17 protein-coding genes are annotated in these 24925 nt (G+C 41.8%); 10 read left to right on the top strand and 7 right to left on the bottom strand.

Translation table 11 applies throughout. The features are described from left to right. Nucleotides 1-3: 3 nt before the first annotated feature. The gene (locus DP114_RS26855) at nucleotides 4-2727 is read right to left on the bottom strand and encodes an MHYT domain-containing protein (protein WP_171977573.1); all 2724 of its coding nucleotides are present in this window, start codon (nucleotides 2725-2727) and stop codon (nucleotides 4-6) included. Between the two features lie 462 nt (nucleotides 2728-3189). Here DP114_RS26855 and DP114_RS26850 point away from each other — a divergent pair, with 462 nt between their 5' ends. The 4 genes from DP114_RS26850 to DP114_RS26835 all read left to right on the top strand — a co-directional run bounded on the left by DP114_RS26850 (nucleotide 3190) and on the right by DP114_RS26835 (nucleotide 8254). Beyond that, nucleotides 3190-4647, top strand: coding sequence for a serine/threonine-protein kinase (locus DP114_RS26850; RefSeq protein WP_211178580.1), 1458 nt, complete (start codon nucleotides 3190-3192; stop codon nucleotides 4645-4647). A 550-nt stretch (nucleotides 4648-5197) separates the two neighbouring features. Then, nucleotides 5198-7315, top strand: coding sequence for an FAD-dependent oxidoreductase (locus tag DP114_RS26845; RefSeq protein ID WP_246162800.1), 2118 nt, complete (start codon nucleotides 5198-5200; stop codon nucleotides 7313-7315). Between the two features lie 306 nt (nucleotides 7316-7621). Continuing rightward, a complete protein-coding gene (gene clpS, locus DP114_RS26840) occupies nucleotides 7622-7948 on the top strand; it encodes an ATP-dependent Clp protease adapter ClpS (protein WP_171977572.1) in 327 nt (108 codons plus the stop codon). Between the two features lie 12 nt (nucleotides 7949-7960). Further along, nucleotides 7961-8254, top strand: a complete 294-nt coding sequence (locus tag DP114_RS26835) for a DUF2103 domain-containing protein (protein ID WP_169266730.1) — start codon at nucleotides 7961-7963, stop codon at nucleotides 8252-8254. Nucleotides 8255-8299: 45 nt separating this feature from the next. On the opposite strand, the gene DP114_RS26830 is transcribed toward DP114_RS26835, so the two are convergent. Beyond that, nucleotides 8300-8620 (bottom strand): hypothetical protein, encoded by a 321-nt coding sequence (locus tag DP114_RS26830; RefSeq protein WP_171977571.1) that lies wholly within the window; start codon nucleotides 8618-8620, stop codon nucleotides 8300-8302. A gap of 169 nt (nucleotides 8621-8789) precedes the next feature. Continuing rightward, a complete protein-coding gene (locus tag DP114_RS26825; protein ID WP_171977570.1) occupies nucleotides 8790-9281 on the bottom strand; it encodes a molybdenum cofactor biosynthesis protein MoaE in 492 nt (163 codons plus the stop codon). Between the two features lie 275 nt (nucleotides 9282-9556). On the opposite strand from DP114_RS26825, the gene DP114_RS35395 reads away from it, so the two are divergent. The 5 genes from DP114_RS35395 (at nucleotide 9557) to DP114_RS26795 (ending at nucleotide 18752) form a co-directional block, all read left to right on the top strand. Next, on the top strand, nucleotides 9557-12178 hold the full coding sequence (locus tag DP114_RS35395) for a hybrid sensor histidine kinase/response regulator (RefSeq protein WP_370469278.1): 2622 nt from the start codon (nucleotides 9557-9559) through the stop codon (nucleotides 12176-12178). Between the two features lie 306 nt (nucleotides 12179-12484). Further along, nucleotides 12485-15787, top strand: coding sequence for a PAS domain-containing protein (locus DP114_RS26810; protein WP_171977569.1), 3303 nt, complete (start codon nucleotides 12485-12487; stop codon nucleotides 15785-15787). A gap of 129 nt (nucleotides 15788-15916) precedes the next feature. Continuing rightward, nucleotides 15917-16363, top strand: coding sequence for a response regulator (locus tag DP114_RS26805; protein ID WP_171977568.1), 447 nt, complete (start codon nucleotides 15917-15919; stop codon nucleotides 16361-16363). A gap of 16 nt (nucleotides 16364-16379) precedes the next feature. After that, nucleotides 16380-18272 (top strand): hybrid sensor histidine kinase/response regulator, encoded by a 1893-nt coding sequence (locus DP114_RS26800; protein WP_169266727.1) that lies wholly within the window; start codon nucleotides 16380-16382, stop codon nucleotides 18270-18272. 87 nt (nucleotides 18273-18359) lie between these two features. Next, nucleotides 18360-18752 (top strand): nuclear transport factor 2 family protein, encoded by a 393-nt coding sequence (locus DP114_RS26795; protein WP_169266726.1) that lies wholly within the window; start codon nucleotides 18360-18362, stop codon nucleotides 18750-18752. Nucleotides 18753-18775: 23 nt separating this feature from the next. On the opposite strand, the gene pyrR is transcribed toward DP114_RS26795, so the two are convergent. From pyrR to DP114_RS26780, 3 genes are all read right to left on the bottom strand, one after another. Beyond that, a complete protein-coding gene (gene pyrR / locus DP114_RS26790) occupies nucleotides 18776-19324 on the bottom strand; it encodes a bifunctional pyr operon transcriptional regulator/uracil phosphoribosyltransferase PyrR (RefSeq protein ID WP_169153629.1) in 549 nt (182 codons plus the stop codon). A 271-nt stretch (nucleotides 19325-19595) separates the two neighbouring features. Beyond that, nucleotides 19596-20555 carry an adenosylcobinamide-phosphate synthase CbiB gene (cbiB, locus tag DP114_RS26785; protein WP_171977567.1) on the bottom strand — a complete coding sequence of 320 codons (960 nt, stop codon included), beginning with the start codon at nucleotides 20553-20555 and terminating at the stop codon, nucleotides 19596-19598. Between the two features lie 67 nt (nucleotides 20556-20622). Continuing rightward, nucleotides 20623-21066, bottom strand: coding sequence for an Rrf2 family transcriptional regulator (locus DP114_RS26780; RefSeq protein ID WP_169266724.1), 444 nt, complete (start codon nucleotides 21064-21066; stop codon nucleotides 20623-20625). Nucleotides 21067-21664: 598 nt separating this feature from the next. Here DP114_RS26780 and DP114_RS26775 point away from each other — a divergent pair. Continuing rightward, entirely contained in the window at nucleotides 21665-22078 is a 414-nt protein-coding gene (locus tag DP114_RS26775) for an AbrB family transcriptional regulator (RefSeq protein ID WP_169266723.1), read from the top strand. 127 nt (nucleotides 22079-22205) lie between these two features. Here the strand turns inward: DP114_RS26775 and DP114_RS26770 are convergent, their stop codons facing one another. Further along, nucleotides 22206-24110 carry a chloride channel protein gene (locus DP114_RS26770; RefSeq protein ID WP_169266722.1) on the bottom strand — a complete coding sequence of 635 codons (1905 nt, stop codon included), beginning with the start codon at nucleotides 24108-24110 and terminating at the stop codon, nucleotides 22206-22208. Nucleotides 24111-24925 lie beyond the last annotated feature (815 nt).

Below are 24925 nucleotides of genomic sequence, written 5' to 3'. Positions count from 1 at the left end.
TGATCAAGCTTGTCCGGCTTTGTTTAGGAGTTCCCCTTCCCCTGTTTTAAAGGTACCGACTGAGTCTTGTAATTCTAGCGCTACTTGTTGTGTTTGCTGTAGAGAACTAGACACTATGCTAGACGACTCGGCAGTACGTTCACAAGCGATCGCTACCTCTTTTATGGATGACACAACTGTTTGAGATGTTTTTGTCTGAGAAACTGTTTCTGTAAGAATTAACTCTAAGCGAGAATTCATTTCGCGGGACACATCTATAATCTGATTGAGGTTAAGCTTGGCATTTTCAACAACTTTTACTCCACCCACCATCTGAGTTGTTCCTTGTTCTATGGCTTTGACAACTTCCTTGGTTTGCGATTGAATGTTGTCGAAAATTTGTGAAATTTCCTTGGTAACTTCAGCAGACTTGGTAACCAATTGAGAAATTTCTTCTGCTAATTTGATAAAGATTGGATTTCCACCCATCCACGCAGCCTCAACACCAGTATTGACAGCTAACAAGTTGACTTGTATATCAATCTGGTTCATTAAGGATACAAGGGAGGAAATGTTTTGAGAAGTTTCGCCCACACACTTGACTCTGTTGGCTGTTTCCACAATAATTTGTTGTAAATTCCAAATAGTGTCGAGTGTAAAATCCATTGCTTTAGCAGTCGCCTCTGCTTTATCAGAAGTCGTTTCAATCATTTCTGTCGCAAGGCTTGCACCCTGTGCAACTGTTTGGATTGACACGCTCATGTTATCCATTTCTTCAAGAGTGTGGTTAATTTCGTTAACCTGTGTGATTGCTTCATCTGCTAAGTGTTGGAGCGCACTAGAGTTTGAGCCGATAGCAACATTCACGCTGTCAGCAGCTGTTTTTACTTGAGTTACAATCCGCTGGAAACTGTCAATAATTGTATTTAAAAAATCTGCTACTACACCAATTTCACCAGATGAAATTTTAGCTCGAACCGTTAAATCACCATGAGTTGCTTCTTTAACGTCAGTAATAAGTTCTAAAAGCTGCCTTTGGAGAACTTCTTTAGTTTGGCGAAATCCTTCTTCCGCCTGCTTGCGTAAAGTAATGTCAGATAGCACCCCAATAAAATTTGTGACTCGTCCAAATGCGTCTCGTACTGGAGAAACTGTTAATTCATACCAAAATGGAGTATTATCTTTGCGGTAACTTCTGACAGTAATCTGGTATTCACTTGAATCACGCATAGCGTCGCGTATTTGTTCAACAGTCGTTTGATTTGTGTCGGTTCCCAGTAAAAAGCGGTAGTTGCATCCAAGCACTTCTTCTTGTGAATAGCCTGTGATTGTTTCAAAAGCAGGATTGCAAAAAATGATCGGATTGTCGCTTTGGTGCGAGTCGGTAATAAAGATGGCGTTACTAGCAGCTGCAATTGCTCGATCGCGAAGCCGTAAGACTTTTTGCGCTTGTTGAAGTTCATCAAAAAGACTTGCTTGTTCTAAGGCAATTCCGACTTGAATTGCCAGTTGTCCAAATAAATCAATTTCAGATTTTTGCCATTTTCGAGGTTTCAAGCATTCATGGGCACATAATAAACCTGTAAGCTGATAATTTTTTAAAATCGGTGCAACTAAATTTGCCTTGATTTGAAAACTTTCTAAAAGATTTTTCTGGTAATCTGTCAAATCCGCTTGAGAAATTTTGCTAGTGGCTCGAACTCTACCATTTTTGTACACTTCAATTTCATCTTCTTGAAAAGCATCATTGATTTTTTGTCCTAAAGTTTTTACAAAACCCTCTGCGACTGACTCGGCGATGATAGTAGCACTCCAGTCTGAATTGAAGCGATAAATAATAACACGATCTGTAGTTAATGCTTGACGAATTTCATTAACTGTTGTATTGAAAACATCATCTAAATTGAGCGATCGCCGAATGCCTAAAGTAATTTCTATAAATTGCTGGGAACGTATCGTTTCGACTTCTTGTTGTTCCAAAAGCTTCCCTGAGGCTGCTAAACGCTGATCGACAAACGAAGTTAGCAATGCAAAACCCAAGATAACAACAGTGGCGACACCAATCCCAATAGCCAGCCAACTTAGGGAGTTAGTTATTGCTTGGGAACTCGTAAATACTTGTAAATTGCTAGCTTTAAAATGAGCTGCTGCCATTCCTGTGTAGTGCATCCCAGCAATTGCTACTCCCATGACGACTGCACTGCCAAGCTTTGTCCACCCTACGGTACTCGTCTGCATGCGTAATTGAAACGCAATCCATAGTGCGATGATCGACGCACCAATGGCGATCGCCACAGAAAGCATAAACAGCGGTGGGTTATACTCAGTGGTTGCTTCCATTCGCATCGCGTACATTCCAATGTAGTGCATCGACGCAATACCAATACCCATGAGCGTACCGCCAATCAGCAATTGCCAGAGATTCAACACTCGGCGACTGGCAAGAAAAAGTGCGCCAAGCGAAGCGATGATCGCAGGCAGTATTGACACCACCACAGTCCACATGTCGTAGAACATCGGTATCGGCAAACTGAAGGCAAGCATCGCGACAAAATGCATCGACCAGATACCGATTCCCATCACAATCCCGCCACCAATGAGCCAAGCTATTCTAGCTGACGCTCTAGCTGCCGTGACCCGCCCAGCTAAATCAAGAGCAGTGTATGATGCAAGAACTGCAATGATAATTGAAAGCCCTACAAGCCGTAAGTCATGGCTACTACTGATAACTAAATCTTGCTGAAGCATCAGCTTAACCTCAAGCTATATGATCGATGAAATTTGATTTCTTCGTGGTTTGATGCATATTGATTAGGCGTTCAATACCACTAAAAGCATCACTATTTTGGCACTTTTTTTAGATAATGTTTGCTGACTCATAAAGAAGCGTTATAATTGACTTAAATTACTTGAAAATAAACTAATTTGGCTCGATATATATAAATTTTTCTGAGTTTCGCTTTTTTCATAATTTTCTTATCCAAATATTCTCTGTAGAGAGTATTTAAAAGAACTTATTTTGAATTTAAAATCTTGAGTTGATATAAAATTTAATTGTTTCTCAAAGTAGAAATTACTGTAATATTCTGCTATTGACAACTTTCTATGAAAATTCTATTAACATCATTGACAAAAATCCGAAAAGGTACACTGGATTTGTAAAAATTATGATTTTATCTTGTCAATTATTTAGAAAACACAAAAATTAATATGAATCAAGAAAAAAGAACGATACCAGCATTACTGAGTGAGCGTTATCACATCATCAGTGTACTTGGATCTGGTGGGTTTTGCGACACGTTCTTAGCAGAAGACACCCAAATGCCCTCGGCACGCCGTTGTGTAATTAAACAACTCAAACCAGTGAACGAGAGTTCTCTGATTCAAGAACAGATACAAAAGCGATTTCGACGGGAAGCTATCACTTTAGAGGATCTCGGAGCAACTAGTCATCAAATTCCCAGTCTGTACGCTTACTTTCAAAAGTTTGGACAATTCTATTTAGTACAAGAATGGATCGACGGACAAACCCTCTTTGAGAAAGTCCAACAAAGTGGATGTTTAAGCGAAACTGAGGTTGTCTCGATTTTGATCAGTTTGTTAGATGTGCTGGAATATGTGCATGACAAAGGTCTGATTCATCGCGATATTAAACCAGATAACATTATTTTGCGCTCATCAGATCACAAACCAGTATTAATTGATTTTGGTGCAGTGCGAGAAACGATGGGAACAGTGGTGAATTCTCAAGGATCTATCAGCAGTTCAATTATTGTTGGTACAGCGGGGTTCATGCCTAATGAACAAGCAGCAGGGCGTCCAGTTTTTGCTAGTGATCTATATAGTTTAGGATTAACAGCTATTTATTTGCTCACAGGACAATTGCCGCAACAAATGACAACAGACTTATACACTGGGGAGAGTATCTGGCAGCGCGATGGAGTCAGTGCAAGTTTAGCAGCAGTCCTAGATAAAGCAATTCGGAACAATATTAAAGAACGCTATCCCAGCGCTAGAGCAATGATATATGCTCTACAGAGTATAGCAAGTTCTCTGGCATTTGGGCAGGTAGCTAAACGTACTCAACCACCAGCCCAGACTCTTCCTACAACTCTAAGGCCTGCCGCTGAAAACAAAAGACAGAACAGCATATTTATTGGCAGCGTTTTTATGATAGGTGCATTATTCGGTACATCCATAATTATTGGTCTTTTGTTAACAAACTTTCGCCAACCAACAGCGTATAAGAAAGAAACATCCTCTGGGTTAATCACAAAACCACAAAGACCAGATGCCTCTTTTAGGTTATCTCCTTCTGGAAACCCCAGTTCTCAAATGGTGCATAAACAACTAATGACTGGTGCTTTGCCTAGTTCATTTCATTTTATAGCAGACTCTACCTTCCCAAATTTACAAAGTGCTGTTAAGCAAACGAAAACTTTGCAGGGAGCAGGTTATTCTCAAACAGATGTGTTTTGGATACCAGATTATCCAAATCTGGTTGACAGGCATTTATTTGTTGTGTATGTAACGACTTTTAGCGATCGCTCTAGTTGTTTAAGCTTCCTCAGGGATTATGGAAAAGCGAATCCAAGCGCATACTGCGCTTTCGCAAGTAAAGATCCTAAAGCACCAACAGCCCGCGTATCCTTTAGAGAAATTCAGTAGTTGTCATCTACCGCGTTTTTCCAATACGTGATATATGATACTAATTCTCGATGATAGCTTGCGTGGCGTAGCCATAGATGCACTTAATATTTATGAAACGAACCGCGAAGACGAGCCAGCGCTGCAGGCTGTGCACTGAGCGTGGTCGTTGTGAGGGTTTCCCGACCTAGGCGACTGGCGTCGCCAAGAACGCCAAGGGTGGAAGAGGTAAGTATTTAGTGCAAGTTTACTCCAGAATTGGTATGAGTAATCAGCGTGAGTTTATTTGCTTGCTGATGATTATCTGATCAGTTACCAGTTACCACTGTTAAGCGTTCCCTTTATAAAAAAAAAGCCCGCTAAAAGCGGGCACAACAACACAACACAAATGGTCTAGCTCAGAGGGTGGTGAAGCGCTTACTCTGTGATAAATTAGTTGTCTTACATTGTTCAAGTAAAATCTTGGTGTTCATTGTTTCAGTTTCCCTTTTTTGTTTGTGTGGCAAAAGTTATTGAAATCGCTTCTGATATTTCATATGGGTGACTTTTGATTTTTATGCACTTAAGGCAAATGCATTTGTTTAATTTGTCTGGTCGCAGAAAAAAAGTCGCCAGGAAATTTGGGAAGAATGCTGTAAAAGGTGATTTAGGAGTTGAACGGATCTTGTTAAGAATCAAGCGATTGCTATCTATACTGACTTTTTTCTCTTTTCTCGCACCATACGCTGTCGTTGCTGCACCACCCAAAACACCAGACAAAACAGTCAACTGTGACATCCTTGTTGTAGGTGGAGGACTGTCTGGTGTCGCTACAGCTTATGAGGCAATACTGGCAGGGCAAACGGTATGCCTGACCGAAATTACTGATTGGTTGGGAGGACAAATCTCCTCGCAAGGAACTGCTGCACTTGATGAACGACCAACTCAGCGTCGCAAACTCTTCTACTCTCGCGGTTACTTAGAACTGCGAAAGCGTATTGAGAGTAAATACCGTGGTAATATTAACCCTGGTAACTGTTGGGTCAGTGACTCGTGTTTTCTGCCGCGCGATGGTCATGAAATTTTGACTTCAATGCTCAAAGATGCTGAAAAAAAAGGCAAAGGAAAGTTGCAATGGTTCCCGAACACGGTGATTAAGGAATTGGAATATAGTAGCGACGGGAAGCTCATTAGTAGTGCGATCGCCATCCAACATCAACCAGTTCAAGGTGCACCACCCCTAAACACAACTCCATTATCTCAAACCATCGAAGACACTTATACCTACCAAAACTCATCCCGCTTTAGCAAAACTATTGTTCGCCTCGCCCCCAAGCAAACCAAAAGTAAAGCTGGAAGTAACGCCCCTAACTGGTATGTTGTAGACACTTCAGAAACTGGCGAAATTATCGCTCTTGCTGACGTTCCTTACAGACTAGGAATTGATGCTCGTTCTTATTTGGAACCTTCTTCTTCCAGTCCTCAAAATGATCCTTTTTGTACTCAGGGCTTTACCTACACCTTTGCAATGGAGGCGACCAAAGACCCGCAACCGCAAACAATGCCCGCATTTTATCCAGAATACTCTCCATATTATAGTTATGAATTGAAGCGCTTAGCAAGTTTTCCCTTGGTTTTCACCTACCGTCGCATTTGGAGTCCCACGAAAGGACAACCAATGGAATTTGGTGGTGTCAAGTTTAACGCTCCCGCCCCAGGGGACATCTCAATGCAAAACTGGACTTGGGGCAATGATTACCGTCCCGGAACCTCTGCTGATAACCTCATTTACACTCGTCAACAGTTACAAGCGAGTGGGCAACTGAAGCCAGGAGGTTGGATGGGTGGACTGCGAACAGAATCTTTACGCAAAGCTGAGGAAATCTCTCTGGGATACTATTACTGGTTGACCGCCGGGGATACAGATTCTCAATTGGGCAATGGTGTCAAGCAGCCACAACCAAATAACCGCTTTTTATCGGGGTTAGATTCCCCAATGGGGACAGCGCATGGCTTGTCAAAACATCCATATATGCGAGAAGGACGACGTATTATTGGACGCCCTAGCTGGGGACAACCCGAAGGCTTTTCTATTTGGGAAATTGATATCTCTCGTCGCAACTACAATGACGAGTATTACCGCAAAACACTACCACCAGATATGTATCGCCGCCTAAAAGCCGCATTAGGAGGTTTGGAAGCAGCATCCGTTCTTTCAGGGCAGATCAGTCCGGATAAGGTAGCGCGGCGAACTCGTTCCACTATTTTCCCTGATGCTGTGGGTATCGGTCACTACGCTATAGACTTCCATCCTTGCATGACCAAAAGCCCTCCAGAAGCGCCCGGAAATACAGATCGTGCCGGTGAAAGACGTGGTGCTGGGCAAGCTTATCCTTTCCAAATTGCACTCAGGGCGATGATTCCTCAAAAAATCGACAATTTACTCGTCGGTGGTAAAAGCATTGCAACCAGTCACATCGCAGCAGCAGCATACAGGGTACACTCTTTTGAATGGTCTGCAGGTGCAGCAGCGGGCACGACAGCAGCTTTTGCCCTGAAAAATGGCATCGCACCCTACCAACTCGTAGATAAATTGCCCTTACCAGAACCGCGATTACAACTCCTCAAACAGCTGTTGGAGAAAAATGGTAACCCCACTGCCTTCCCGGATACCTCGATTTTTAACCAAAATTGGGATGATTGGAAGTAATTAGTCATTTTTGAAAAGAACTCAGTTGTCAGAACGCAGAACTCAGAAAACATCCTGTAAGGCGTGGCGTCAGCCATAGAGTCACAACTCTTTTTCTTCTTTCCATAAATGAATAATGGTGCTAGTATCCCTTTCCTTATTCCTATTCTGACTACTGAGTTCTGTTAGCGTAGCGGGGCGTTTGCGTAGCGCCCCTCTTAGGGGCTAGCCCGTTCTGAGTTCTTTCTTCGGTTATTAGACTATTGACTATGGACTACACTAGTTAATTGTAGTTTAGTTTTGTTAAGCTTCTTGGCTAGGTGTACTATGGTTACAAGACTAACAGCCGCTGTTTACGGGATGGCAACAGCACCAACTAAAGCTCCTGAACGGTCTAGTCAAGTGACCCGTAAGCCATATCCAAATTATAAAGTGATTGTATTGGATGATGATTTTAATACTTTCCAGCACGTTCACGATTGTTTGGTAAAGTATATTCCGGGTATGACTAGCGATCGCGCTTGGAAACTGACAAACCAAGTGCATAACGAAGGTCAAGCAATTGTCTGGACAGGTCCCCAAGAACCTGCTGAATTCTATCATCAGCAGCTTTCTCGGGCTGGTTTGACGATGGCTCCCCTTGAAGCCGCATAATACTGTAAGAAAATGGCAAAACCCACTGAGGGCAGACTTGTTTGGAATCACTCAACCCACATTAGTGGTCTTATCCCAATCCTAGAACGTCTCATACGCCAGGATGGGATTCAAACCGTGACACCGGGACAAATTGGGCGAGTCAAAGGTCATAGCCCTCATTTACAATTGCGAGTTTCTGTACCAATTCGCGGTGGGTTTAAGGCGATCGCACGCCACGGCAAAACAGTGCAAGAGGTGTTTATTGTGACGACTTTGGATCAAAATCAACTTGAGGAGGCGATCGCCTTTGCGATGAAAAAGTAATTTCTAGCCTTTTGTCCAAAGTCCAATGGTTAGTTCTACTAATGACTATTCCTGAACACGACGCATTGCAAATTTATGTAGTGGCAGACTGACAACGCAAGAAAATGTTAAGAAATATGACAGTGCAGTCGTTATCCTTAAACTCATGACTACAGTTTCCCAATCAGGTAAAACTATTTTTTGGATAGCGAAAGCAACACAGTAAACTAGCCAGTAGGAAAAGCTCATCCTAAACAGAATCTTCTCTGTTTCTTCCACTTCATCCTTTTGCTGCTTGCGTTCCCATAGTAACAATAGACCAGTAATACAAGCTACGAAAGACAGAAGCACAAAGGAATCATGAGAAACTAAATTTATTGAATGCATGCGTTTCTATCCCCAAAAAATTTTTATTTCTATAGGAGATCAGTCTAAAGGAATAATCTTTTGGAATAAACAGATAGTTACAAACTGAAATAGATAACTCCCAAATTTGTAAATAAGTGCAAATAATTTCTAAGTTTGTTGTTAGTCGTTTGTTGTTAATTGTTATTGATTAACAACCTTGAACTTCACAAGCGCCAATACTCACCCAGCTACTTGAACCATCTGCCCAATGTTCTTTTTTCCAAATAGGGGCGTTGTGTTTGAGAGTATCTATCGCATACCGACAAGCTTCAAACGCTTCGGAACGATGAGGACAACCCACAGCAACTAAAACGCTGATTTCACCAACTCGCAACCGCCCAACACGATGATAAATGACGATACGGTTCACAATAGACCATTTTTGACGAATATCAGCAGCAATTTGATAAAACACCCGCATTGCCATCGGTTCATAAGCTTGATATTCTAGAGCAATCACAGCTTTACCATCTGTTTGATTACGAACCATGCCACTCATCACCACAATAGCGCCATTTGCGCTAGTTTCCGCTTTGCCATAAACCTCTTCAATAGACAATGGCGCAAAGCTAATGGCAAAGCTATCTTCAGCTTTGGGCTGAATGGCAGAGGTAACAGAAGCTACGAGACCCAAGTTCATTTGAATAATTTCTATATGTATGGGGAATTTATTATTCTAAGTTTAATTCTAAATAAAAAATACCAACACTCATGTAAATTTGCTTGACCTTACGTGATATCACTGAAAATAAAAAAGTTTGTCATCCTCCTTTAGGCATATTACTATAATGAAGTGATTCAAATGGAGAATTCGATAGTAACTTCGTCGAACGATCAAGTGCAGCAAGTACCGATTTTACCTAAAGGTAAGTTCCTAGTTCAAGCTACCAGTTGCAAGTAGTATAAGTAGCCGTCATGAACTTTGTACACCCTATGGCTGACGCCATAGATCGTCAGTTGCGCGACTGTCGGGAAACTCGAGCCAAGCAAAGCCTCACCAAAACAGATGAAAATATTTCTCCTTCACTCACTCACTCACTCCCTGCCTCGTTACTTTCAAGTCAGGTATGTTTAGTTTTTGGAAATAAAAAAGCAAATGTACATGGCAGTTTCAAACCGACTTACAGTAAACATTCAACTCATGCCGTCACCTTTAAACTTCACTTGTTGAAGAATCTGGAGAACCCTATATCACATCAAGACAAGCGATCATTCAATATTATAGGAAAAGATATAATGAATCTTTTATTGTCTAACAATGAAGCAGCAAGGCTTGTGGCTCTCCATCAGTATGACATTCTCGACACAGCACCAGAACAAGCATTTGACGATTTGGCATTCTTAGCCGCCCAGACTTGCGCAACACCGATTGCAGTAATAACTTTGATAGATACTAACCGTCAGTGGTTCAAAGCTAAAGTCGGGTTGGATGTAGAAGAAATGCCTGTGGATATTGGGTTTTGTCCCCTTTGTATCCAACAACGTGATATTTTAATCATTCCTGATACTTTGAGTGATGAACGGTTTGCCACTAATCCCGTAGTAACGTCTGCCCCTTATGTGAGATTTTATGCTGGAGTTCCTTTAGTAACACCAGAAGGACATGCGATCGGGACTGTATGTGTTGTTGATCGCGTACCGAGGAAAATCAGCCATGAACAAGTGGAGTCGCTAAAAGCAATTAGCCGTTTAGTGATCAGACAACTAGAGTTACGCCGAAATTTAACTCAGCTAGCTAGCATAAAAGCAGAATATCAGCAAGCCAAACAGAAATTGCCTTGGAAAGAAGAACTTTTGCGCTCAATGACTGGCGTTTCTCCACTAGCAGAACAGCAAGTTCGTGAACAAGCAGTATTAGTCGATATTGTTACAGACGCAATTATTGTACGTGATTTAAGTAGCAGTAGAATTTTACTGTGGAATAAAAGTGCCGAGAACCTCTACGGTTGGAAAGCAGAAGAAACTCTTGGTAAAAAAACAGACGAAATTTTCTCTAACGAACCCTTGCCGCAATACTGGGAAATTTATAAAAATGTCTTGAAATCTGGCTCATGGCAAGGTGAGTTGCAAACAATCACGAAATCTGGCAAAAAAATTATTGTTGAAAGTCGTTGGACACTAGTACGCGATGAGCATTTTCAACCCAAATCAATCGTTGTAGTTGATACTGATATCACAGAGAAAAAACAATTAGAAAAGCAATTTTTACGCCATCAGCGCCTGGAGAGTATAGGTACTCTCGCAAGTGGTATTGCTCACGATTTAAATAATGTGCTGTCCCCAATTTTGATGTCAGTACCAATGCTCAAAGCAAGTTGCGATGATGAGCGTAGTAGGCAAGTGCTAACCATTGTAGAAAATAATGCCAAACGCGGCGCAAATTTAGTCAAACAGGTGCTGTCATTTGCAAGGGGAACTGAAGGCGATTGGGAAAACTCCAGCTCCTCTACGGGCGATGCACATAAGGGAGCCGCCTTCGGCGATCGCGTCGGTTGTGATTATCCAAAGCCTTCCTCCCATAGGGGCGGCGAAGCAGGAAATGCTTGCGCTGAACTTCCTTGCGGGAGCCAATCTTCGGTTGGCTGGGCGTATACGAGCGATGCACATAAGGGAGCCGCCTTCGGCAATCGCACTGTACTTCAATTAAACGAATTGATCTCAGAAATGACGCAAATTATCGAACAAACTTTTCCCAAATCAATAGTCGTCAAAACTGAAATTCAGCCAAGTTTATTACCTTTCTGTGGTGATAGCACACAAATTCATCAAGTGTTAATGAATTTGTGTCTCAATGCTCGTGATGCGATGATCAATGGCGGAACTTTGCAAATTTCTGCTAAAAATATTTTCATTGATCAAAACTTTGCCAAAATGCATCTTGATGCTCAAGTCGGTTCTTACATTGTCCTCACAGTTTATGACACAGGAATTGGTATCCCTAATGAACTCTTAGATAGAATTTTTGAACCATTTTTTACAACAAAAGAGTTTGGTAAGGGAACCGGACTTGGATTGTCAACTGTCATGGGCATTATTAAAGGTCATGCTGGGTTCATGACTGTATCTAGTAGCGTTGGCAAGGGCACAAAATTTCAAGTTTACCTGCCAGCAATCAAGACAGCTGCGACGCAGTTAACGGAAGACCGAAAAAATACACCAACCGGACACGGAGAATGGATTTTGGTTGTAGATGACGAACCTGCGATCAGAGAAATTACAAAAGTTTCTTTAGAAAAGAATAATTACTTTGCAATGACTGCCAGTGATGGTATAGAGGCAGTGGCACTCTATGCTCAGCATAAAGATAAAATTAGTGCGGCAATTGTCGATATGATCATGCCAGATATGGATGGAATCACGACTATCAATACCTTCCACAAAATGAATCCACTGCTGCATATAATTGCTGTTAGTGGACTAGCAACAAGCGAACAGATGCTATTAGATAAAGCCTCTGAGTTAATAGCATTTTTACCCAAGCCCCATACAGCACAGGAGTTACTAAACACTTTGCATTCGGTTATTTCTCATCATTAGATAAAGTTAAGAATTAACTCATCCCACAATTGCGGTACTAGTCATAAAAGCTCAGAGATTTCGAGTCATTAATCATGACTCCAAGTCTCCTTAGTAAACAGGAAAATATCCTTGTTAAATAGTTGAGATTTTTGATTGTTTCATGACTGTGATCTATCACGAAACTAATAACTAATGACTAAAACGGCTGGCGTTTACCTTGTCCACTCTCACGGATAGCTGACTCCAGCCGTTTTTTGTTGAAGTCGGAAAAGATGAGGGAGAATAACAAATAGCTGATAACAAATAACTGATAATAAATATCTAATGACTAATTTGATTCTGGTTGTAGACGACGACGCTTTGACGCGGTTACAACTACGAACTTTGCTACAACAAGAAGGGTATCAAGTAGCAGAGGCAATCAATACTGAGCAAGCTTTATATTTGTATATAAAATTACAGCCAAATATAGTGTTGCTGGATGCCCTGATGCCGATGATGAATGGCATTAGCTGCTGTGATCAATTGCAAACACTTGCTGGTGCTACGGAAATACCTATTTTAATCATGAGTGATCCCAACGAGTCAGCATCAATGGAAACCGATGGGGGTGCTGGTGCTATTGATTATATTACCAAGCCAATTAAGTGGCAAGTCTTGCGTCAAAGAGTGCGTCGTCTTTTGGAAGCTCATCACGCTATACAGAAATTGCAACAGCAAACCGAACAGGCGCAGAGTCGAGAGGCGCAACTGGTGATGGCATTAGAAGCAGCCAGCATGATTACTTGGGACTGGGACATTCTCAATAACAAATTAACTTGGCCGGATAACCTCAAACCACTCTTTGGCTTAGAAAGTGCTACGTATGATGCTTTTATTGAACGCGTTCATCCCCAAGACCGAGATTTTGTCAACCGTTCAGTGATGCAAACTCTCCAAGAAGGCACAGAATACGATATCGAATTTCGTGTTGTTTGGCACAACGGTATGGTTTGTTGGATAGCAAGCAAAGGTGTCGTTTTTCGTGATTCTTCTGGAGTCGCAGTGCGGATGACTGGAATAGGGATGGACATCACTAAACGCAAGCAATCGGAGGAGGCGTTAGAAGTTTATGCCAAACGACAAGCACTTGTAGCAGAACTCAGTCAAGTAGCACTCGGTGGTGTAGACTTAACCACGCTGATGGACGAAACTGTTGCCCTGGTTGCTCAAAGTCTGAAAGTTGAGTATTGCAAAGTTTTGGAACTCTGTAGCGATAATAACACCTTACTGCTACGGGCGGGAGTGGGTTGGGAGCCAGGGCTTGTAGGATACGCAACTGTTAGTGCTGGAATGGACTCTCAAGCTGGTTATACCCTGTCTTCCCAAGAGCCAGTCATTGTTGATGATCTGGGCACAGAAGAGAGATTCAACGGACCTCCCCTGCTGCATAAGCATCAAGTCGTCAGCGGTTTGTCAGTCATCATTCATGGCAAAGAGCGTCCTTTTGGCGTTTTAGGGGCACATAGTACCACACAACGTACTTTTAGTAAAGATGACATTTACTTTTTGCAAGCTATAGCCAATATGTTGGCTACAGCCATTGAGCGTCAAAAAGTCGAAGATGCTCTTAGAGAAAGTGAGCAACGCTGGCAGTTAGCTTTGCGGGGCAATAATGATGGTATTTGGGACTGGAATGTTAAAACGAATCAAGTCTTCTTCTCGACTCGCTGGAAGCAAATGCTCGGTTACTCTGAGCATGAGATTCCCAATCATTTTGATGAATGGATGAACCGCGTGCATCCAGATGATATGATTTCGGTAACACGAGTCATTCAAGACCACTTTACCAAAAAAACCCCTTTTTACATTAGTGAGTATCGAATTCGGTGTAAAAACGGTAGCTACAAATGGATTTTGGATCGAGGTCAAGCACTCTGGGATGATCAAGGTACAGTTGTGCGGATGGCTGGCTCCCATACAGATATTACTGAACGTAAGCTGGCAGACGAAAAACTACAAGAAAGCGAAAACCGTTTTCAAATACTTGCTCGTGCTACGAATGATGCTGTCTGGGATTGGGATTTACTGACAAATAAACTGTGGTGGAATGACAACGTACAAACTCTGTTTGGTTATTCAACACAGCAAGTCAAAAGTGAAGTAAGTTGGTGGCATGAGCATATACACCCAGATGATAGAAACAGAATTATTTCTGACATTGATGCTGTGATCAACAGCAATCAACATTTCTGGTCAAATGAATATCGCTTTCGCCGTGTAGACAATTCTTATGCCTACATTTTTGAGCGCGGTTATGTTGTTCATGACAACACAGGCAAGTCAGTGCGAATGATTGCGGCAATGATAGACTTTTCTGAGCGCAAGCGGGTTCAACAAGAGCTACAGCGCCAGAACTTGCGATCGCAATTGTTTGCCAATATTAGTTTAAAAATTCGTCAGTCCTTACAAATTAATGAAATTCTCCAAACCAGCGTCACAGAGGTACAAAAGCTACTGCAATCTGACCGTGTCCTTATTTTTCGGCTGCTTCCACATGGTTCTGGAGTGGTGATGCAAGAAGCTGTGGTTCCTGGTGTGCCTGCTGTTGTCGGACAAAACATTCATGATCCCTGCTTTGTCGAAGATTATGTCCAGAAATACCGTAATGGACGGATTAGTGCTGTTACCGATATTGAGCAAGGTGGTATCGAGCCTTGCTATATAGAATTTCTGAAAAAACTTAATGTTAGATCTAACCTTATTGTCCCTATTCTTCTAAAAAATCAACTTTGGGGGCTGCTCATTGCCCATCAGTGTATTTGTCCTCGTCAATGGACGAACTGGGAAACTGAGCTTTTGCGACATCTGGCTGATCAAATGGGCATTGCTCTTGCGCAAGCTCAACTTCTAGAACAAGAAACTCGCCACTCGCAAGAACTCATCCGTTCTAATGACGAGCTGCAACAATTTGCCTTTGTCGCCTCTCACGATTTGCAAGAGCCATTGCGTAAAATCAAAACATTTGGCGATCGCTTAAAAGCGACTTGTGGTCATGCTTTAACAGAACAAGGACTAGATTACCTAGAACGGATGCAAAATGCAACCCGTAGAATGCAGGCTTTGATTGAAGATTTGTTAACACTTTCGCGAGTGACTACCAGAGGACAGCCTTTTGTCCCAGTGAATTTGACACAAATTACAAAAGAAGTTTTGTCTGATTTGGAAGTGCGTATCCAACAAACCCAGGCGTATGTGGAGGTAGGCGAGTTACCTATCATTCACGCCGATCCGCTACAGATGCGTCAACTACTACAAAACCTCATCGGCAATGCTCTGAAATTTTGCTGTAAAGAAGAACCACCTATTGTTAAGATTTACAACCAGATATTAAACCAACAAGATGTTGTCCAAGTGTGTCAGATTATTGTAGAAGATCATGGCATTGGTTTTGATGAAAAGTATCTTGACCGCATCTTCAACGTTTTTCAACGCCTGCATGGTCGCAGCGAATATGAAGGGACTGGTATAGGTTTGGCTATCTGCCGGAAAATTGTTGAGCGTCACAACGGGAGCATCTCGGCACAAAGTACACCTGGGCAAGGATCAAAATTTTTGATTCTACTGCCAATGCATCCTCCGGCATAATATGCTCTTGCTTAAAAGAGTTTATGATACGCCCAGAGGTTGTCGAGGATTTGGCAACCAATCTTCATTCATTTGTTGCAATTTAATAATCAATTAATCCTAAAACCAACGCAAAGGAGAAAATGCAGAGTGAAGGGTCGGCAAATAACCGTCACAATTTTGATGGCTGATGATGATGAGGATGATTGTATGTTAGCTCGCGAGGCGTTGGCAGAAAGTCGATTAGCAAACGAGTTACACATCGTTAACGATGGTGAACAATTAATGGATTATCTTTATCATCGTGGTATGTATACCCACAAAAGCACTGCACCGCGACCACATATAATTTTGTTAGATTTAAATATGCCCAAAAAAGATGGTCGTGAGGCGCTTAAAGAGATTAAAGCTGATCCACATTTAAGGCAAATTCCCGTTGTTATTCTGACGACCTCCAAGGCAGAAGAAGATGTTTATAGTAGTTACGATTTGGGTGCCAACTCATTTATCATCAAACCTGTCACCTTCGCGTCTTTGGTGGAAGTTATGAAAACACTAGGAAAGTACTGGTTTAACATCGTGGAACTGCCACTATAAGCAAAGGGAGGCAGAAATGAAAGAAAGTCAATTCAAAGTTCTTCTTGTTGATGATGACGAAGATGACTACGTTTTAACTCGTGATTGGTTCGGTGAATTCCAAGTCGCTTGTGGGGAATTGGAATGGAAAAATAATTATCAAGCAGCAATAGATGCAATTGTTAAGAATCAATACGATGTCTGTCTTGTAGATTATCGTTTGGGTGCCAGTAACGGACTAGATTTGTTGCGTGAAGCAATTGATCAAGGCTGCTCTTCCCCAATCATTTTACTTACAGGAAAAGGAGATAGGCAAATAGACATTGAAGCGATGAGAGCAGGTGCTGCAGATTATTTAGAAAAAAGTCAGTTGACAGCTCCCATGCTTGAACGTTCTATTCGTTACGCAGTTGAGCGCAAGCGAGCAGAACAAAAGATTCGCGAACACGCCGCACTCCTTGATGTTGCAACCGATGCCATTTTTGTACGGGATTTAAACAAGAGAATTTTATTTTGGAATAAATCAGCCGAACAACTATATGGTTGGAAGGCAACTGAAGCGATTGGCAAGAATACATCAGATCTTTGGCATGAGAAAGATATAGTACAATTTCAAGAAGCTATTGCAACTTTATTGAAAAATGGTTCCTGGGAGGGTGAACTGCATCAAATAACAAAATTTGACAAAGAAATTATTGTTGAAAGTCGCTGGACACTTGTGCACGAATTTGATAAACAGGGACAATCAATTCTTGTTGTTAATACTAATATTACACAAAAAAAAGAATTAGAAGCACAATTTTTTCGTGCTCAGCGTTTAGAAAGTATAGGAACTTTAGCAAGCGGTATCGCCCACGATCTAAATAACGTTCTTGCACCCATTTTAATGACCGCTCAACTTTTAGAATCGCAACTGAATGATCAGCGGAGTAAACGACTCCTGCCAATATTAATATCTAACGCGAAACGAGGAGCAAGTTTGGTTAAGCAAGTGCTATCATTTACTCGCGGAATTGAGGGCGATCGCACTCTTTTGCAATTAAGGCATTTAATTAGAGAAATTCAGCAAATTATTAAAGAAACATTTCCCAAATCTATTGAAGTTTCCACTTCACAAGACCAAACCCTTTGGACAGTTTCAGGTGATGCAACTCAATTGCATCAAGTCCTGATAAATTTGTGCGTTAATGCTCGTGACGCAATGCCTAATGGCGGTCAATTGACAATCTCGGCGGAAAATTTCATTATTGATACAAATTACGCCAAGATGTATATTGATGCTCAAGTTGGTTCGTATGTTGTCATTACTGTTAGTGATACTGGAGGTGGTATTCCACAAGAAATTATAGACCGCATTTTTGAACCATTTTTTACAACGAAAGACTTAGGCAAAGGAACAGGACTTGGTCTTTCTACTGTACTTGGGATTGTTAAAAGCCACGGTGGTTTTGTTAACGTGTATAGTGAGGTAGGGAAAGGCACCCAATTTAAGGTGTTTTTACCAGCACAAGAAGCTAGGGAAACTCCAGAAGAACGAGATTGCGAATTACCAAACGGTAATGGAGAACTCATTTTGGTTGTGGATGATGAAGATTCCATTCGGGATGTTACGAAAACATCCTTAGAAAGCTATAATTACAAAGCAATAACTGCTAGTGATGGGATTGAGGCGATCGCTCTTTATGCAGAACATCAAGATAAAATCTCTGTGGTCTTAACAGATATGGTTATGCCTTCTATGGATGGAATAACCACAATCCGGACCTTAAAAAAAATGAATCCTGCAGTCAAGATTATTGCCGTTAGTGGACTCGCTTCTAGTGAAAAGGTGAATACAGTCAATAACATGGGTGTTAAAGCCTTTTTATCTAAACCGTATACCGCAAAGCAGTTATTACAGACTATTAGTGCTGTCAAAAGTGGGAATTAAAATAAGGGAAATCGTTAATTGTTAGTAGTGACTAACTACTAACAATTAATAAACAACATTTGCTATTCCCAATCTCCACGAAGAATAATGACTAACCAATCTTCTGAAGTTTTAGCCGTCAACGCAGCTTTTTATCGAGCTTTTGAAAAAAAAGATATTGAGGCAATGAGTACTGTCTGGTCTCAAGGAACTGGCAGTTTTTGTGTTCATCCCGGATGGAATGTACTGCGCGGTTGGAAGGAGATTCGCTCCTCCTGGGTTAACATTTTCAAAAATACTGCTTACATTGAGATAAATACGGAGATAGTGACGACAGTTGTGCGTGATCACATCGCCTATGTTGTACTTGTAGAAAATGTTCTTCAAATCATTAACGGTCAGAGAAGACTAGAAGCACAATCAATTGCTACGAATATGTTTGAGCTTCTAGGCGGTAAGTGGTATCTTGTGCATCATCATGCCAGTCCAATTATGCGCTAAAGGAGTGATAGGAAGATAAGGAACTAATCTCCAATCAACTCCACTGCATCACGTCTATCCCAATTGTCTAAGTAAACTTTGACAATCTCTTCTTTAGCAGTGGGTAGTTGCTTACCAACAAAATCTGGATGAATTGGTAACTCCCGATGACCTCTATCTACCAGCACGGCTAGACGAATAATTTCTGGTCTGCCATACTCGTTTACCGCATTCAAAGCAGCACGAATTGTCCGTCCTTTATAAATGACATCATCGACGAGGACAACTGTTTTCCCTGTTAAATCAAAAGGAATATCAGTTTTTGCAGGAGTCCGCAACCCAATTTGGTCGAGGTCATCACGATAAAATGTAATATCCAACGCTCCGGTCGCTATCGGTATACCTTCAAGCGCCTCAATTTGACGCGTCAGTAACTGAGCTAAAGGTACACCTCTAGTATAAATACCTAACAGTACGAGTTGAGACAAATCACGCGTTTTTTCTACGATTTGAGAAGCGAGACGATTCACGGTACGACGGAGTTCTTCAGGTGAGAGAATCTCAACCACTTTGGTTTCGACAGACGCAGTCATAGACCAATACCCCTGAACAATGAGTTAAACGACAACAAATCGGTCATTGTGACTGGTAGCTTTGGTGGTTAGTCGAATTTTCTACTAACCACTAACTATTCACAACTAGCCATTCCCAATTCCCTATTTCCATGATGATTCACGTTCACGCTCAAATTCAAAGTTTGCTTGTTCAAAATTCAAAAAAATACATCTGATGAACTGTGTTCACCAATTTGTCCCCTAAAAAATGGGCAGGCTTTGGCGCACTCAAAGGACGCGCTTCACTCCCTCAGTTACTCAGCAGTAAAACTACTGCAACCCCCAACCACAGCAAAAAACAATATCGAGTGAGTTGCAAAGCTTGATAAATGCAATTTGGGGTGATGGGATGGATGGCGTCTCCCAGGAGAGGTTTATGTTTTGCTACCCCACGATACCAATTTGTACCTCCCACCTGCACACCTAAAATAGCAGCATAGGCGCACTCACTCCAGCCAGAGTTAGGACTAGGATCACAAACAGCATCCCGACGGCAAATTTGCCAAATATATAAGGGTTTCCCGGACAGAAGTGCCAAAGTCATCACAGTGAGGCGACAAGGAATCCAAGTTAAACAATCTTCTAACCGTGCACTGAACCATCCTAAATATGTATAAGGTTTTTCTCGATAGCCTACCATTGAATCAAGAGTACTGCTGGCTTTATATGCCAAAGCCAGGGTTGTCGGACCGATAACAGGGATAAATGCACCAAGAATCGCATAAAAAAGAGGAGCCATAACTCCATCAGTCGCATTTTCTGTTACTGTTTCTAGAACGGCTCGTAAAATTTCTAGTTGTGTTAAATTTTCTGTATCTCGTCCTACGTAATGACTTAAAGTAGAGCGGGCATCTACAATATGTCCTGTTGTTAATGGTTGTAAAACTGTTTCGGCTGCTCTTCTTAAACTTTGAAAAGCAAAACAGCTAGCTAAGAGAATACTTTCTAACGCGACTCCCAAAAACGGATGCAGTAATCTAGCTCTTTGAATAAGTAGGTAGCCTATAAACCCGCTACCAATTATTAGGATAATGCCTAGCACAATTCCAGCAAGGCGCTGTGTCAGGGAATTTTGACAATATGTGATACTAAATTTGGTAAAGCGAGAAATTGCCCACCCCATGACTCGTACTGGATGAGGCCAACCCCACGGATCGCCAATAAAGTAATCTAAAGTAGCAGCAATAATTAAAACAGCAGCTGATGTCATTAGTCAATGGTCAAAAGTCAAGAGTTAACGATCAAAACTTAAGAGTCAACAGTCAAATTACTAATGACTAAACAATAAAATTGGCTTCTTCCCCAAGAGAAGCCTGCCAACTACGAGCGTCGTAATAAAGATCTGCCAAGGTAATACTGTACAATGCTTCTTTGAGCTTTTGGTGCAGCCTTTGCCAAAGAGTAAATGTGACCCAATCTTCTGCTTGTGTTTGAGAAGCTTGGTGGTGGGGTAAAGGTTCAATAGTTTCTCCAACTGCTTCTAAAACTTCTCCTAGAGAGATTTGTGCAGGTTCTCGAGCCAATTGGTATCCACCGATGCTACCACGCATTGATTTTACTAATCCAGCACGACGCATTTCTATGAGCAGTTTTTCTAAGTAAGGAGCTGGAATATCTTGACGAGAGGCGATCGCCTTAGTAGAAACAGGACCATACCCAGGCTGTAAACTCAAATCGAGCAAGGCTTTCACACTGTAGTGTCCTCTAGTTGTTAGTTTCATTTTGCTAAGCTTTGTCCTTTGTCTTTATGTAATGACTAAGAATTAGTTTTGCTTATCATTGTGTGTGCCAGTGATCAAATTTTGTAAGTAGACAACTTTTTTAGGTATGCTTTATGAAACTTAAACAAATACAGCCTAGTCGTCACCACCAAGCCAGAACTGTAAAGTATGAATTATCCTGTACCATCCATCTGGGGGGTGAAAACAGTGAACAGTGAACTAGGGGTGGACGAGTCCGTTTCCTACCTGATAACTGATAACTGATATTGCGCTTCCTTGATAACTGATAACAGGTTGAAGTAAGGATACTGCACTGGAATATTTTCTCTAGGGTTCAATCGAGGACTTGTTTCCTCTTACTTGACCCTTAATTTGGTCATTGACAAACATACAAACTATAGTTATCACCATTGCCTATCTTCTTTAAAATATATTGTATTGTTAATGTTGGTCATCCCGTCAAAATTTTGCTATCTGGGTGCAATCTACTTGGCAATAGGACCAGATAAAAAATAAATAATGGCGCTCGCATTAGCATAACATCAGCTAAAATAAAATCGATTCACTGTATTTGACCATTCGTTTTTGAATTAAGTTGATGGCTAAACAGAAAAAAATTGAACCCCTAGTTGGTGAAGATCTGCTCAAGAAAGTCAAAGAGCTAGAAAATCTAAGCAAAGAAGAAAAAGCTAAACACTGTGGCTACTATACCGTAACCAAAAACGGTATAGAGCGTGTCAACATGATGAAATTCTTAAATGCTCTTATTGATGCTGAGGGCATTCAGTTAGACAGTGCTCCCAGTGCAAATGGTCGAGGTGGACGCAGTGCAAGCTATAGAATTAGCGTGCAGTCAAACGGTAACTTGCTGATAGGTTCAGCCTATACCAAACAAATGAATCTCAAACCTGGAGATGAGTTTATCATTACTTTAGGCAAAAAGCATATTCGTTTGAGACAAGTAGACTCAGACGAGAGAGAAGAGATCGAGCTAGCAGAAGTTGCTGTGTAAATAGTTATTAGTCGTTAGTCAAAAGTCATTAGACTGTAAAGCTGTTGACTAATGACCGTTACGGCGAACCCCAGTTCCCTGCGGCGGGAGACCCGCCTACAGGACTGGACTAACTTTTGACTGTTGGCTATTGACTAATGCTGACACCTGTTTTGCGAGTCATTGGTAAGTAGTGGCGAAGTGCTCTGCGCGTTACAGCGACGTTGCAGGTTAATCCAATTTGCTCTCTTTCTAGTAAACCTAAAATACGCTCTTGGTTATCTCGTGAAACCACTGGTAAGTGATGCAAACCTTTAAGAGCCATGCGGTCTAATGCTTCGGCTAGAGGTTCATCTTGTAATGCATAAAGAATATCAGTGGTACAGATATCCATGAGTGTTTGATTGCCTGTGTTAGCTTGGATTTCACTTGAGGAATTTGGATATTTTTCCCAAAGGCAAAGAGCTCGGTTGACATCTTCTAAAGAGACGATACCGACTAATTGCCCTGCTTCATTAATAACTAAAGCACTCTGGCAGAGATCACCGCTCATTTCCAAAGCTGCTTCTATCACATTCATGGTCGGTAGCAGCTTTTTCGGACTAGAATACATAGCATCTTCTACCAAGATTTGCTGCAAAATTTCTGCTTGCTCGTCTTTTAACTCAGGAAGACCGATTTGCTGTAAGTTTGAATTAGAGTTAGAAGTTGGTTTGATTCGTTCTACAAGCCAAACACTCAAACCCACTGCTGCCATTAAAGGTAAAACAATGCGATAGTCTCGCGTTAATTCAAAGAGCAACAAAATTGCTGTTAATGGAGCTCTGACAGTTGCAGCTAGAACTGCTGCCATCCCCACCATTGCGTAAGCAGGAGGAGCTGCCATATACTGTGTAACTACAGGTACTAGGCTTGCTAAAATTTTTGCATAAGCTGATCCAAAAGAAGCACCTAAAAACATGGCTGGTGCAAACACACCACCAACAAAACCACTACCAGCACTAACAGCCGTCATGAAGAGCTTCACCACCAGCAGCACGAGCAACAAGTTTAGAGAAAACTTCACATCCTGAAGCATAGCTTCTATAGTGCCGTAACCGATGCCCATAATTTGAGGAAACTTTAAAGCAACAATGCCAACAATGGTTCCACCAATAATCGGATGAATCGGTTCGCGTATGTTACCTAGCCATCGCAAATAAGGTATTTGCCCATGAAAGCAGGCTTTTGCCAAAGCAATGAGTTGGGTATAAGCTAGAGAAATTAAACTGGCTCCCAAACCTAAGCCGAGATAAAGCGGTAATTCCAGAAGGCTGCGGACTTGGTAAGCGGGTAGGGCAAAAGCAGGCTGTGCACCCAAACCAATTTGAGCAACTAATGCCGCAACGACCGCTGCAAGCAGCACGACACTCACGGCAGAAGTGGCAAATGATGTTGCGCCTAACACCACCTCTAAGGCAAAGAAAACTCCGGCAATGGGCGCATTAAATCCTGCAGCTAAACCAGCAGCAGCACCAGCAGCCAAAAGCAACCGCTGTCGTTCTTGAGATACTTGTAAAACAACAGACAGCAGCATACCAAAACTTGCGCCAATTTCTACACTTGGCCCCTCTGGTCCTAGAGAAGCACCACTTCCTAAAGATACTGATGCTGCCAGCATCTTTGTGACTGGTCGTAATTGTCCCTTGATCTCTCCTCCTTGGGATGCGGCGATCAAAGTTGACAGTCCAGGACCAAAATCTTGCGTGCGCCAGCGCATCAATCCGATAATCAGTCCACCAAGGATGGGAACACAGGCTAGAGTCCAAGAACCCCAAGCACCAATGACACCCATAAAATTTTCCAAGGTCAAGCGGTGAATCAGCTCAATCAAAAAGTGAAAGGTCACCACACCCATCCCAGCACCACCGCCTATAAGGACGGCTAAAAGCAGCACAACAGTTTCTGGGGATGGTTGAAAACGGTTAAGCAGATCAGTCAAACGGGCAGAAGGAGTGGTAAAAGCAGGTTGTTCTACCACCTTCCTTAGTTCAGTTGAAGGCAGAAGAGTCATTGAGTGGAGAAGTAAATCTAATAAAAAATTTAAATTTTTCCGTCTTACATTTCATTGTGAGTGATCATTTAGCAACCAGACAAGTCAATTGCATATGTTAGTTTTACAAAGCTTTGGTAAATTAATTCCCGTTGCTGGCAATTTGTGTAAGGACAATGCTTAAATGGGAAAGAATTGAAGGTGAATGGTTATTTGCAGCGCTCATTTAGAGTTGTGAGGAGTAAATTGAAGGTTAAACAGTGTAGACGCCCTATCACCATGAGACAGCGCTATGCACGAGGGCAGCCACTGCAAAGGAAGCGGGTTTACCGACACTCAGTGCAAGTGGCGTTTTTCCGTGTCTTGGCGATTGTATGTCTCTTTGAGAGACGCACTCACCTTGGTGTAAGCGCAAAACGCACGAACTCTTGCGTTGCAAGAGCATGTGCCTTTGGGATTTACAAAGCAGCGGGCAAGGCAGGGTGATAAAAACACCTAATAGCCCTCCGAGTGTGCGCTCCACCATAGGGGTTGCCATAGCTACGATAAATCATTAACTAAAGGCAAAAGTGGATATACACCTTGAGGATGACTCCCTACAGAATGGTACTCACGATAATGTGAAGTATGGAGTTATTGATCCTTTATTATTTTTTGGTCATTCTCACAAAAATCTAGCTATACTCGTGTTGCAATCACTCAGCCATGCTTGTAGCACAAGCTTTTGCTTGTCTAAATTATGGATATTTTCTGTGTGATTTCTGACTGATGTCAGATCACACTAGGTAATTTACACACATTTTGAGCAGAAATTATCGCTCAGGTATTGAAAAGAG

The sequence above is a fragment of the Brasilonema sennae CENA114 genome (genome assembly GCF_006968745.1).
Lineage (GTDB): Bacteria > Cyanobacteriota > Cyanobacteriia > Cyanobacteriales > Nostocaceae > Brasilonema > Brasilonema sennae.
The sequence above is the reverse complement of the archived record's forward strand: the minus strand, read 5'-3'. Positions and strand labels throughout refer to the sequence as shown.